The 11,649-nt window shown below is 32.9% G+C and carries 7 protein-coding genes, 5 tRNA genes and 2 pseudogenes; 11 read left to right on the top strand and 3 right to left on the bottom strand.

Translation table 11 applies throughout. The features are described 5' to 3' along the window. Positions 1 to 10: 10 nt before the first annotated feature. From ACXAE4_RS26930 to ACXAE4_RS26900, 7 genes are all read left to right on the top strand, one after another. Positions 11 to 103: transfer RNA gene (locus ACXAE4_RS26930), tRNA-Ser, on the top strand. Between the two features lie 11 nt (positions 104 to 114). Further along, positions 115 to 190: transfer RNA gene (locus tag ACXAE4_RS26925), tRNA-Asp, on the top strand. Between the two features lie 11 nt (positions 191 to 201). Next, positions 202 to 275 (top strand) — tRNA-Gly (locus tag ACXAE4_RS26920). Positions 276 to 287: 12 nt separating this feature from the next. Continuing rightward, a tRNA-Ile gene (locus ACXAE4_RS26915) sits at positions 288 to 361 on the top strand. 42 nt (positions 362 to 403) lie between these two features. Further along, positions 404 to 475, top strand: a tRNA-Glu gene (locus ACXAE4_RS26910). A gap of 909 nt (positions 476 to 1,384) precedes the next feature. Further along, positions 1,385 to 1,996: a recombinase family protein gene (locus tag ACXAE4_RS26905; protein ID WP_098113509.1), complete on the top strand. Its 612-nt coding sequence runs from the start codon at positions 1,385 to 1,387 to the stop codon at positions 1,994 to 1,996. Positions 1,997 to 2,176: 180 nt separating this feature from the next. After that, on the top strand, positions 2,177 to 2,374 hold the full coding sequence (locus ACXAE4_RS26900) for an IDEAL domain-containing protein (protein WP_014462077.1): 198 nt from the start codon (positions 2,177 to 2,179) through the stop codon (positions 2,372 to 2,374). A gap of 550 nt (positions 2,375 to 2,924) precedes the next feature. Here ACXAE4_RS26900 and ACXAE4_RS26895 read toward each other — a convergent pair. Then, the gene (locus ACXAE4_RS26895) at positions 2,925 to 3,773 is read right to left on the bottom strand and encodes a hypothetical protein (protein WP_098113507.1); all 849 of its coding nucleotides are present in this window, start codon (positions 3,771 to 3,773) and stop codon (positions 2,925 to 2,927) included. Positions 3,774 to 3,960: 187 nt separating this feature from the next. On the opposite strand from ACXAE4_RS26895, the gene ACXAE4_RS26890 reads away from it, so the two are divergent. Next, the gene (locus tag ACXAE4_RS26890; RefSeq protein WP_098113506.1) at positions 3,961 to 4,695 is read left to right on the top strand and encodes a hypothetical protein; all 735 of its coding nucleotides are present in this window, start codon (positions 3,961 to 3,963) and stop codon (positions 4,693 to 4,695) included. A 188-nt stretch (positions 4,696 to 4,883) separates the two neighbouring features. After that, positions 4,884 to 5,498: pseudogene (locus ACXAE4_RS26885) on the top strand (DUF1796 family putative cysteine peptidase). Positions 5,499 to 5,971: 473 nt separating this feature from the next. On the opposite strand, the gene ACXAE4_RS26880 reads toward ACXAE4_RS26885, so the two are convergent. Then, positions 5,972 to 6,715: an alpha/beta fold hydrolase gene (locus tag ACXAE4_RS26880; RefSeq protein ID WP_475237404.1), complete on the bottom strand. Its 744-nt coding sequence runs from the start codon at positions 6,713 to 6,715 to the stop codon at positions 5,972 to 5,974. Between the two features lie 2,776 nt (positions 6,716 to 9,491). Between ACXAE4_RS26880 and ACXAE4_RS26875 the strand changes: the two genes are divergently transcribed. Then, entirely contained in the window at positions 9,492 to 9,968 is a 477-nt protein-coding gene (locus ACXAE4_RS26875; RefSeq protein ID WP_098113952.1) for a DUF2975 domain-containing protein, read from the top strand. A 10-nt stretch (positions 9,969 to 9,978) separates the two neighbouring features. Next, the gene (locus tag ACXAE4_RS26870; RefSeq protein ID WP_098113951.1) at positions 9,979 to 10,200 is read left to right on the top strand and encodes a helix-turn-helix domain-containing protein; all 222 of its coding nucleotides are present in this window, start codon (positions 9,979 to 9,981) and stop codon (positions 10,198 to 10,200) included. Positions 10,201 to 10,253: 53 nt separating this feature from the next. Here the strand turns inward: ACXAE4_RS26870 and ACXAE4_RS26865 are convergent. Further along, positions 10,254 to 11,458, bottom strand: a pseudogene (locus tag ACXAE4_RS26865) (IS3 family transposase). Positions 11,459 to 11,649: the final 191 nt, after the last annotated feature.

Genomic DNA, 11,649 nt, shown 5'->3' with positions numbered 1-11,649 from the left:
TACAGTACACGGAGGAATACCCAAGTCCGGCTGAAGGGATCGGTCTTGAAAACCGACAGGGGTGTTAAAGCCCGCGGGGGTTCGAATCCCTCTTCCTCCGCCATTTTCTATTTTGGTCCCGTGGTGTAGCGGTTAACATGCCTGCCTGTCACGCAGGAGATCGCGGGTTCGATTCCCGTCGGGACCGCCACTTTAAAATATGCGGGTGTAGTTTAGTGGTAAAACCTCAGCCTTCCAAGCTGATGTCGTGAGTTCGATTCTCATCACCCGCTCCAAATCCAAGTAAAGGGCCTATAGCTCAGCTGGTTAGAGCGCACGCCTGATAAGCGTGAGGTCGGTGGTTCGAGTCCACTTAGGCCCATCATGTTTTATAGTAATTGAATTTAACTTATAAATTGATACTGGCCCGTTGGTCAAGCGGTTAAGACACCGCCCTTTCACGGCGGTAACACGGGTTCGAATCCCGTACGGGTCATCAAAAAAGCAGTTTGCATTTGCAAACTGCTTTTTTATTTCTATTAAATAAAATTAGGAGGAGATTGAATAAGAAAAGCGAAATAAGCTGTGGTAGCTTCTGCCGTAGGTTTAGTTATTTAGTTAGCGATTCCATTAGCTCTACCGAATTTAGGAGGTTCTTCTGGATCAGCAGAAGCTGCTGATGTTGAAGGAGACGTAACGGAAAAAGCGTTCTTTGAATCTGCTCAATAGTACAATGTGATGGTACGGGGTCTTTAGAGGATGATTCGAACAAACAGGTGATGACCAAAAAACGGTCAGCTTTCATAGACCTTAACCGAATGGACTCTTCTGTAACGAGAAACAATGTTTAAAGATCTCCACCATTTTATGTATTAATAACTTAAAACCTTAAATAAAATATTCTCCTTAATATAAATGCCTTTATAAAAGTTGTGCTAATCTCTTTTCTTAATTGCTGAAAATTTGTATCTAATCCCCCCATTGTGTGTAAAACAAAAGTTAAATTCCTTACAGAGCGTTTCTCTGCACGTTAAAGACATATAATTTAATGTTTTTTATTAATAAATGCTGTAATTAAATAATCTCTGCATAAATTTAGACCTTTCTTCTTATCACATTAATTTAATAGGGAATATAATATCAATTTCCTATGTATTGTTCATGACATAGTTATTTGGCTAATGTTTAAATCACTAAGGAAATACTTCTATACATTTAATAAATATATAAAAGGAAAGTTCGTAAAAGTATACTTTTACGAACTTTCCTTTTATATAAGAAATCTACTGTTTTTATCGTTCGTTTAAGTAAGAAAAGTAATTACGAACGTTCTCTTTATCTAATACACTTTTACGAACGTTTTTGGTAGAATAAAAAGAAGATAGACACAAAAGGGAGTATAAAAATGGAAAATAGAAAATTTGGATATATCCGTGTAAGCAGCCGAGATCAAAATGAAGGACGACAACTTCAGTCCATGGAAGAAGTGGGCATTTCTCCTCGAGATATTTTCATGGATAAACAAAGTGGAAATAATTTCAATCGAGAACAGTACCAATTACTAAAACGAATGATTCGTAAAGGAGATATTCTTTACATTCATTCACTAGATCGTTTTGGTCGTAACAAAGAAGAAATTTTACAAGAGTGGAATGCTATTACGAAAGAAATTGAGGCAGACATTGTTGTCTTGGATATGCCTTTGCTGGATACGACTCAGTATAAGGATAGTTTGGGAACCTTTATTGCAGATTTGGTTCTTCAAATTTTGTCCTGGATGGCGCAAGAAGAACGAGATCGTATTCGTAAACGCCAGCGAGAAGGAATTAATGCTGCGCTGAAGAGTGGTATATCTTTTGGCCGTCCTAAAGCCCAAGTTAGCCAAGATTTTATTGAGGCTTATAACCGTTGGAAACGAAATGAAATTACAGCCGTACAGGCAATGAAGGAAGCGAATGTAAAAAAGACAACGTTTTATAAATTAGTAAAACAACATGAGGATGCAATGAATATGTAAACTGTTTAAGCTAGTTTATGTTTTACCTTTAGAGCTTTGAAATAAATATTATTCTTTGTGTCAAGTTATCTTTTATTCCACATTCTTCTATATACTAATTTATCTATTAATCTCGTATTAAAACAATGAAAAAAGGAAACACTATTTTTAAAAGAGAAATGATAAAGGGGTTAATCGTTTATGGAAAATAATATATCCAACGAAATGAGTCAAATTGAAAAAAATATATCTGATGAAATATTAGCTGAATTGTTTTTAAGTCAAGTAACGAAACAATTCAAAAGAGGTAAAATTCTTGAAGAGATTGATCAGTCCTTAAAGAATAAAGACAAAGAAGCTTTTTTGCGTTTAACGGATGAACTAAAATTTGTATCTTAGTAAATAATTAGAAATAGGAAGTCATTATATAAACAAACCAGACTGAGTATCTTTCATAAGAGGTTAAGAACACAATTATTATGGTTTAGCTTCAATATAAATGGGATAATGAGCAGGAGAATATATTTCTATTAAGATTAGTAAATAAGCAAGCATGCAGCAGATCATAATTGCTCCTGTTACTAAAGCGCAACGAAGAAATTTCTTCATTATTTTATGTCTTTGAAACTTATTAAAGTTAAGAATGTTACTCATAAAATCCTCCCTTTCCGGATTGATGGAGACATATTGTAAAAAGAAGATAAAACTATCTTCCTTAAAGATCAAAGGAATAGTTTTATCTTTTAATGTAACACGATCATACGTACTAAGAAATAGTAAGTTGTGAGATAAAGGAGATAATATGTTATAAAAAGTAAACTTATACAAATGAAATAATAAATGCAGCTTTTCGCTAGTTATATAAGCTGGCGATTTTTGCATTTTGAGAATGAAAAGTTGCCTAAGGTTACCCTACCTACTCTTAATGTAGTCTTCTTTATTCCTCAAGCTATTGAACGCGAGTTTTTATGGTTTGCAAAGTAGCTATATTATTTTGGACTGTTAAATTTAATTCATAGTATCCTCTCTCGCTGGATATACATGCATAGTCCCCTGAACATCCAGTTACAAAAAACGAGGTATTAGGAAAGTTAGGATTGATTGTAACTGAGTTAGCAAAAAATTTATGTGCATGATGAGTGAAAATCGCTAAAATTTTGTTCCTTACGTTAGAGGGTATAGCATTAAAAAACATGTTTGTCTGCATTTGAGTCATAACATGATCACCATGTATTTCCATAGTTATACCTGGAACTCTCAAAGGCCAATGAAAATCAATAATGTAATAATAGTTAGGATCTAAGTTACTTAGCAAGTTTAAGCTATCCTGGCTAAATACCCCGCCTCGACCATTATCTAACCAAACATGACGCACCAACCCTTGTGTTCCAGGAATAACTCTATAGCCAGTTAAATAACGATTGATGTACTGTCGAAATAAAGCTCTACTGTTATTTCTGTTAGTAGCCTCCCAGTTTCCTATAGAAGATCTGAAGGGAATTGATCCTAAAACATTATTTAAAATATTAGTGAACTGTTGGTAATATGTTTCAGCTACTTGTATTGAAGAAGCACCTAAAGCGTGTACATCATCTCCACCAAATATAATATATCGTTTATTACCATTGTTCACTACTCTTTGCAAAAGGGTATTAAACATACTTTGACTGTTTAAAAAACCTACATGACTATCACCTACAACTGCTAAATTAACTGTAGTAGCTAGTGGGAGTCCTGGTTGATTTTGAACGCAGTCATTTTCTCTTTTACCTTTATCGTTCTTAATTATTTTTACCACCCTTTCTGTCTATTGTTCTTGATATATTATTCATTAGATCAAGGCATGCTTGTACGATGATAAAAATGCTCCTTTATTTAAGAGAAGTAAAATAATAAATATTTTCTTTTTAAGCATGTCCAAACTCTTTTTGATTGGTAGCATATTCTGTTAATATAAATACCTTTTTAAAAAGGGGAACATAACATTGCTAACGAATAGTAAACAAAATTTAGAGAAATCTATTCAAAAAAATCAAGATAAAGAGTTCTTACAATACCTTCCACTACAAATTTATAGAGAAATAGCTTTTGCAGTCCCTATCCCCCAAGGCATCTCTGACTTACCACCAACTATTTTCTTTGATATTTCCAAGCAGTTTACTCCAGACCAGGTACAAAAAATTCAAGACACTATTAAAGGTGTATTATTTAACTGGTCGTTGCATCTAACACAAAAATGGAACAATGGATTTAATAATGGTGTATCACAATTGGCTGATTGCACGAACACATATGCGGTGAAAAACTTACAGCCTTTACGTTATTTTGGTGTTAATGTTACAGACGGAAAACAGGCCACAGATTTAGCTATGGAACAATTGACAGAAGTCATTAAAGACAATGGACTTCGCCGATCCCAAAGAGCTAGGATAGATTGGATATACACCCCTTCTCCTATAACAATACAATTACCACCGACAGTCACTAAGACTCAAACGCCGTTATCTATGATTGTTAATGTATATCAACTCCAACAACCGAATGTAACTGCCGGCCTGCTTATAGGCTCTATGTTTCATGCTTGGCTCCATAGGGGCGGTTACGACGACCCTAAAGTTACAAATTATTTTATTTCTGAATGTCCAATGTGCGTTATGAGAAGTTATCAACCCAAAAAGCCCGATGTACCCGATAGTTTGTTCTATAAATATTTTAATTAAATCAACTAGTTTAAAAGTAGTGCATGATATATACAAAACGAAAGATTATAAACCAAACTATTAGCACTTAAAGAATGTTTAAAAAGGATTTTTTTCCTATAATTTCACTTTTGTATTTAATATTTTTTACAACTAGTACAATTCAATTCACTATTTAATATAGTAGGTCATAAAAAAGGAGAATTCTGTTGAACCTAAAAGAAATTAAGGGATCATACGATGTAATTGTTAGCTTAGGCAGTGCTTGTAATCCTGCAATGGAATTAAAACGCTTAAATTTAAGGACATTCTCTGGACCACTAGACTGGAGTGTATCTCTATCACTTTCTGATGTTAATAGGTTACTGAAAAATAAATTCAACAATTTTATGGAACTTGAAAACATGTAACTAACTGATGGAGCGTTTGCATTTGTCGATGATGGGGTCTTAATTGAAGGGGTGCAATCTTATTTAATAGAGGATACTCATTATAATATTATTTCAGTCCACGATTTCCCAATCATTCCACATCAACATTGGAGTGCCACATACACCTCCTATAAAGAAAAACTTACAAATCGAATTAATCGTTTTATAGAAAAAATCACAACCTCTGAATCTGTTTTATTTATTAGATGGGCTGCTACCTATGAGCAATCTTTAGAATTACAAGCAATTTTAGAACAGATTGTTAAAGGTAATTTTAATATTCTTATTCTATGCCCTGAAGAAGGATTCAAGGGTGTAAGTGAAATTAATTGGGGAATTGATAAAGTATGTGCAGTTAAAGTACCGAGACTCCCTAATGACCTGGAAACATAGAATTATGTTTTAGAAGGTATAACATTAAGTTCTAGAAAACAATAAAATGAAAGCATAAGAAGAGTTTCAAAATAAGAGAAGCAACCTCATACCTAATGGCATTAGAGAGAGGTTGCTTTTTTATGATTCACACTCGTCGAAGAATGAATAACACAGCAAGTAAATAATAATGTTATTTTTACATAATGTAACATAAAAAAATAATATTACAATAAATACTGTGTTTTTAAGTATGAGCATATGTATAAAAAATGCGCTTTTTATACATTCGGCTTTTATTCACCTCAAGATAAAACGCTGATGTATCAAGGATGTATAAAAAGCTGCATAATTCATGAAGAGTGCCTCTTGAAGAACCCTTACCTACCAAGGGTTCTCTTTTTTGATGTGTTCCGGAAAGAGTGATTATGTTAACTATGATTGTATATGATATTCATTAACATAATTCAATTAAACACAGTATTGTACCAGACTTATTTTTTTACTTCTTTCAATGCATCTTTAATAATATCTATGATAATCTGAGGTTGATCAACGTGCAGTAGATGTCCTGCACCTTTAACAATAATATGTTTACTCTTCGTTGATAAACGTGTGAAATCACGTTGAAATAGATTCCATGCAGCAAAAGATTCCGTTGTGTGATAAGACTGTAGGCCAGCGCTCACAACTGTAAGAGGTACGTCTCCTAATGATTTAACTTCACTTATTTGTTCAAAGCTTTTTTCAATGTCATCTATAGAACCTTCGATTGAAAACTGGTTAAAATAAATAGACCTCATTTCTTCAGTGAATAATGGGGGCATAATTTTGTTTTGATCTTCATGACAGGAATCTAAAAGAACAATTCCTGCTATTTCTTCAGGATATTTGCTAGCATATAACCTTACATTAGCTCCTCCAATTGAATGACCTACAAGTACATATGGTGGTTTAATATTGGCATTTCGTAAAAGAGTATGTAAATTCTCAACTGACTGCTTACTGTCTTTTGGTCTATCGTCTTGTTCACTTTCTCCTAAGCCTGGTCTATTGTAGATAAAAAACTGTGCAAATTTTGAAATTTCCTCTTTGATTGGGTTCCAGTAATCAGAAGTGCAGCCATATCCAGATTCAAATATAATTGTCATATTTTCATTTTGTCTTTCGAAAAATTCGTAATAAAGTTTAATACCACCAATATCTTGCATCTTTCCTAATTTAGTGACTTCTTTCATATAAAAAACCTCCAAATATATCCATATCATTTTTAAGTATAAGGTAAATGCTACAATAAGAGCTACATTTTATTTGGAAGTTCCTAGAACAAACATTATGGTAACTAAGTTTTTAGATCTTAACTAATAACAAAAAGAACCTACTGTTTTAGTATAGTAGGCCCTTTTTGTTATTTATTTTTTAGTTTTTTAACAAGTTTAAAAGCCAGGAATCCTATTAAACCAATAATTATTAAGAATAATAGCAATCCTGTTGGACTAAATGTACCCATAATACCATCCTTAAAATTTCTATAATTTCTATAAATTACAATGTTACCATATTTGGATGGTTTGCACATTGCTTCGATAAAGCTTTTGGTTCCTGGAATCCGTTTTATGTTAACTAAACAAGTATCAGACATACAGCTATTCCAAACAAAACAACCTACTGCTCCTGTGCAGTAGGTTGTTTTGTTTGGAATAGCAAATATGGTTTTGTAGTGGTAGATGCCTCACGGCGTCTTGTGTAGTTTGCTCAATATGTAAAAAAGTTAATCATTGCATAAAAAGAGAAAAAACTCCTGTTGTCGGCCAGGAGTTTTTTCAGTAACGTATCAAGGTATTAAAAGTGATACGTAACGTATCTTGAGTAGTTTGCTCTATGTAAATAAATGCATTCACAGAAAATAGTCTCTGTGAATGCATTTATTTACATAGGAATGATTTTATCTTTTATGATCAAAAACCGTATGATTAGTAAAGTGAGCTTAACTAATCATACGATTTGTATTATTTATATTTGATGAACGGATTATTTTTCTTTCTACAAAGTACATTATAAAAAAGAAAAATGAAAATATGATGAAAATACAATGAGTTATATAAATTTAAAAAATAAAAAAATCAAACATGTGTCAACTAGAATTTGAATTATACGAAAGAAAAAAACTCCCCATGTGGTAGGGAGTTTTTTTCTAAGTATCGAGATATTGCGTTGAAAATGATACTTCAGGTATCTTCAACAGTTTGTTCAAAATTCGTAAAAGGTATACGAACTTTAAATAGTAAATCTGTATTTATTAAAGGGTATGAAATGCTTCAATGTATACTATCGGAGCTAATATAAAAAATGTTCAAGGTCTAAACTAGTAGTCAAATTAGAATATCTCATAGATACAAAAAGGGTATAAGAACAATTGTATTTTTCTTATCTGTAGCACAACATTTAAGAGAACAAAACTTACTTGTAGCTCGTATTGGTTTATATTCTTTTCTACAAATTTTACATTTTTTAATTGAATGTTTGATATATGCTTTTCCTTTACACTTCTGAGAACAATATTTTGCATTTTTATTATAGCTTTTAAATTCAGAATCGCAAATCTGACAAAAAAACTGACCCAACTTACTAATCACTCCTACTAAATATTACTGATTTCAGCTGTTCGACTATACGAGATGAATTTTAAAGCTTGTTGCTAATGAAGTCCATTATGATAACTAGGTTTTTATGTGATATGCCCTCAAAAAATAGAAAAAACCCCTGGTGCCTGTTCAGGAGTTTTTTCATGGATTATGCTAGGCAAGATGATGATATGAATCATCATGAGTAGTTTGTTTAAACGAATGAATTTTATGCCATAAGTAATTCATAAAAAAAGAAAGCTGCCAGGGAGGGTAGCTTTCTTTTTCATAAGGTTGCAGTGGAAGGCGCCCTTTAGTAGGCATCATGAATAGTTTGCTCAAAGTGTTTTTCGATATTCAAGTTGTTTATTTTTATATTTCTTTATAATTTTGAGTCTTTTTACTTTTTCATTCCTCTATACGTACAGGGTTATAACCATAAACATTAGCAAGATCAGTGTAGATAGAGAATATTAAAACGCTAATCCAAATTGCTCCGCCGATTAAAAAGAACAGATATTTAAATAGATTTTTCATATTTTGATTCCTTTCAACAAAAGAAAAAATCACTTATTTCTTCAAGTGATTTTTTCTTTTTTAATGCGCATTCATGGATACTAAAAGCTTCTTCTTTTTTTAATTTGCATCGAATATGTTTTTTAATTCATCTAAAACAGAAACAACACTTGGTCTCATAAGACCAAGTGTTGTTTCTGTTTTATTCTGTAAGGTTGTTGAGTCCTCTTTTTAAATACTATGTTTATTTTGGATAGAGCATAACTTTTTACTTAATCTTACATAAAAAAAACCATCCAATAGTCTTGTTTCCTTTAGGTACACGTGCCTTATATCCCGCATATCTTGTTAATGTGACACGAATATTTCATTAAATTGGTACGCTCCTTAGACATGTCCCTATTGGTCAGAGTATTGTTTAATGGGAAAATTTCATTCTTAAAAAAGCTCAAAGGTTCTTTGAGCTTTTTTATCTATGGTTCTATATTTGAGTATTTCTTTTAGCAGGAGATAGTATTTTGTGTTTAAATACTAGCACTATATTTTTAGAACAAAAGCTAACTAATAATACCGGAGCAGCTAGTTTTAGCTAGTTAAATGAAAGTGATAGTATAATGCTAGCTTTTTAAAAGATAGTACAAGCACTAGCAAAGTAGATGTAATTAAATTGTTACTCCATCATTCAAAAGAACGTTCAAAATGAGTGTATTGAAGTTGTTAATTTGATGATTTACTTATCTTGAATAGTTTACTCAAGGCACACATACATATAAATAAAACAATAATAAATTTATATTTAAAAACAAAAATTTATTGTTAAACAATAAATTAGATGTTATAGTTTATTTGAAAACAAACATGTGAGGTGTATTTTATGAAAAAAGGTTCATCATTATTTCTAAAAATTGCAGTTTTACTAATGAGTATTCCAGTTTTTGCTTTATGTATATTTGGTATTATCCACTTAGCAAACAATCCGGCTAATCCCGAATATGCATACCTACTATACCCTGGTGTATCTATTATGTACGTATCTGCGATACCATTTTTTATCGCGCTGTATCAAGCTTTTAAGCTTTTAACTTATATCGATAAAAACCAGGCGTTCTCTCAAATCTCAGTAGATGTTTTGAAGAAAATAAAATACTGTGCGAGTACAATTAGTATTTTATATGTAATTATGTTCCCTTTTGTCTTCCTTATGGCTGACAAAGATGATGCTCCAGGCCTTATAGTATTTGGTATGATTCCTATTTTTGCTTCTATGGTAATCGCAGTGTTTGCTGCTGTCCTCCAAAAACTTTTAAAAGAAGCAATTGATATAAAATCAGAAAATGACTTAACGGTCTGAGGTGATTAAAATGGCCATTATTATTAATATTGATGTCATGCTAGCTAAAAGAAAAATGAGTGTAACAGAACTTGCAGAAAGAGTTGGAATAACCATATCTAACCTTTCTATATTGAAAAATGGAAAAGCAAAAGCAGTTAGATTTTCAACACTTGAAGAAATTTGTAAAGCATTGGATTGCCAACCAGGAGATATTTTAGAATATCAAGCAAATGAGGAAAGAGAGGATTAATATATTTTCCTCATACTTCGTTTTATTTCAGATCAAAAAACAAAAAAGCTATCCTAAGGGGGACGGGACTGACCCCTGTTTTTGAGACAGGGACTCAAAACACCTTTCAAACGAGCCAGTTGCCGATATTGTACAGGTGACTGGTTGTTTAGTTTTGTTTGAATACGGGCATTGTTATAATAAGTAATATAGTTTTTGACGGTTTGCTCTACGATGGTGGTCGTAGTGTATGTCAACTCGTCAAGGTAGAACGTTTCAGACTTTAGCGAGGAATGAAACGATTCGAAAGAGGCATTATCTGCGGGAGTCCCTTTGCGGGACATACTCATGGTAATGCCTCTTTCGTTGATTTTTTGTTGATAAGCATACGATGTGTACACGGAACCTTGATCGCTATGCAGCGTGCATCCTTCAGGCAAAGAAGGAAGTTGACTTAACGTATCTAGAACAAACGCTACGTTTTGACAATCACCAATGGAATACGCGATGATTTCTCCGTTAAATAAATCCTGAATACTTGAAAGATACAACTGTTTAGGCTCAAAAGGCAAGTAGGTAATATCCGTCACTAGTTTTTGAAGAGGACGATCAGCTCGAAAGTCACGATTTAATACATTCTCTGCAACCTGATAAGGTTGCCCTGTTCGCTGACGTTTCTTCCGTTTTACGCGACATTGCCAACCATACTTCTGCATGGCACGCTGCACAAACTTATGATTCATCTTCATCGTTCGATTGAGTAATGCTATAATCTTTCGATAGCCATATCGAAACTTGTGTTTATGACATTGTTCACCAACTTGTTGTTCCATCCATTTCTTTAATGTATCCCGTTTTGTATGTTGCTTTCAACGATAGTAAGTGGATCGAGGGATATTAAGATGTAAACAGATTTGATAAATAGGCACCTGACCTTTTAGCTCTTCTACTGTGTTCACTACGATTTCTGGTACCACTTCCTTTCCAATTCCTTGTACTTTTTTAAGATCTCAATCTGTTGCTTTAACTGCCGGTTCTCTGCCTCTAACTTAGACGTCTCGCTCTTAAATTCAGGACCTTTTCCATATGAATATTGCTTGCCTACAGGCTGTTCAAATCGATGCATTTCTCCATTTTTATACCATGTCATCCACGTTTTTAATTGGGTATGATTACGAATATTCAGCTGTGATAATACTTCTTTTACAGGTATACCAGCTAATCTCATTTCAATCGCTTTTAATTTTATTTCTACCGGATAACTGACTCTTGTCCCCATAGAAAAAACACCTCCAAGTTATTGTTAGGTACTACATACCCGTTTTTTAACTTAAAGGTGTTTTTTATTTGTCTCACTCTAGGGGGTCAGTCCCGGTCAGTCCCTTCAAAATCAAAGCTTTTTTTGGTATCTAGAATGTTGATTATGTTAACTATGGGTATAATTATAAAATTAAATTATTGTTTTGCAGA

This window comes from Priestia sp. ABM2_011 (assembly GCF_056158845.1).
Note: the sequence above shows the minus strand (reverse complement) of the source record. Positions and strands in the feature narration are given on the sequence as shown.

Coding starts and splice junctions, on each gene's coding strand:
- ACXAE4_RS26905 (WP_098113509.1), top strand. CDS start 1,385: ATGGAAAATAGAAAATTTGGATATATCCGTGTAAGCAGCCGAGATCAA.
- ACXAE4_RS26900 (WP_014462077.1), top strand. CDS start 2,177: ATGGAAAATAATATATCCAACGAAATGAGTCAAATTGAAAAAAATATA.
- ACXAE4_RS26870 (WP_098113951.1), top strand. CDS start 9,979: ATGGCCATTATTATTAATATTGATGTCATGCTAGCTAAAAGAAAAATG.
- ACXAE4_RS26880 (WP_475237404.1), bottom strand. CDS start 6,715: ATGAAAGAAGTCACTAAATTAGGAAAGATGCAAGATATTGGTGGTATT.
- ACXAE4_RS26875 (WP_098113952.1), top strand. CDS start 9,492: ATGAAAAAAGGTTCATCATTATTTCTAAAAATTGCAGTTTTACTAATG.